General features: G+C 71.5%; 2 protein-coding genes. Both read left to right on the top strand.

Annotated elements, in window-relative coordinates; genetic code table 11:
* Positions 1-124 precede the first annotated feature (124 nt).
* Positions 125-856 carry a glutamine amidotransferase gene (locus B1729_RS09070; protein WP_163632223.1) on the top strand — a complete coding sequence of 244 codons (732 nt, stop codon included), beginning with the start codon at positions 125-127 and terminating at the stop codon, positions 854-856.
* An 80-nt stretch (positions 857-936) separates the two neighbouring features.
* A partial coding sequence (locus B1729_RS09075; RefSeq protein WP_204318891.1) for a hypothetical protein occupies positions 937-1,126 on the top strand: 190 nt, incomplete at its 3' end.

Below are 1,126 nucleotides of genomic sequence, written 5' to 3' on the forward strand. Positions count from 1 at the left end.
CGGCGCGTTTCGACTCGGTCGCTGGCGCTCCCTCGCTCAACGACCGAAACCTTTATCCCGGTCGTTGAGCGAGCGAGGAACCCGCGCGACGAAACGCCCGGCCCCGCGCACGTAGGCTGGTGCGGTGAAGCCGTTCGTCCTCCTCGCGACCCGGGGCGAGGACGTGCCCGCCGACGAGGAGTACGCGCTCTTCCTGCGGTACACCGGCCTCGCGCCCGACGAGCTCGTGCGGGTGCGGCTCGCGGCGGAGCCGATGCCGCGTTTCGACCTCGACGAGCTGTCGGGCATCTTCGTGGGCGGCGGGCCGTTCAACGCGTCGGACCCGCCCGAGAAGAAGTCGGCGGTGCAGCGGCGCGTCGAGGCCGAGTTCGAGACTCTGCTCGACGAGGTCGTCGCGCGCGACTTCCCGTTCCTGGGCGCCTGCTATGGCATCGGCACGCTCGGCGCCCACCAGGGCGCGGTGATCGACCGTCGCTACGGCGAGCCGATCAGCGTGGTGCCCGTGACGGCGACCTCGGCTGGGGCATCCGATCCCCTGCTCGAAGGCATGCCGGCGACCTTCGAGGCCTTCGTCGGACACAAAGAGGCGATCTCGCAGCTGCCCGCGTCGGCGACGCTGCTGGCCTCATCGCCCGGGTGCCCGGTGCAGATGTTCCGGGTCGGCGAGAACGTGTACGCGACGCAGTTTCACCCCGAGCTCGACATCGAGGGGATCACGACGCGCATCCACGCCTACGCCGGTCACGGCTATTTCGCCGCCCACGAGCTCGAGCTCACCCTCGCCGCGGTGCGGCGGGCAGCGGTCTCCCACCCCAGCCGCATGCTGCGGACCTTCGTCACGCGCTACGCCCGCTGAGCCGAGCCCTTCGCAGGGCCGCCCCCGCGGTGGTACGCTCCGGGCACCGGCTGCCTCCGCCGCCCGAAACGAGGTGTGTCATGGGTTCGAAGAAGCTACTCCTCGCGGGTGCCGCGATCGCCGTCGTGGCTGCGGCCGCGATCGTCGTGCCGAGCGTCGCCGCCGGCGCACCACTTCCCCAGGTCTTCCCCGTGTCCACCGAGGTCGCGCCCGACGACGGACCTGGCAACGGGCGGGGCAACGCGTTCGGGCACGACAAGGACTCCCCCG

It is taken from the genome of Microbacterium sp. B35-04 (assembly GCF_010634885.1).
Classification (GTDB): Bacteria; Actinomycetota; Actinomycetes; order Actinomycetales; family Microbacteriaceae; genus Microbacterium.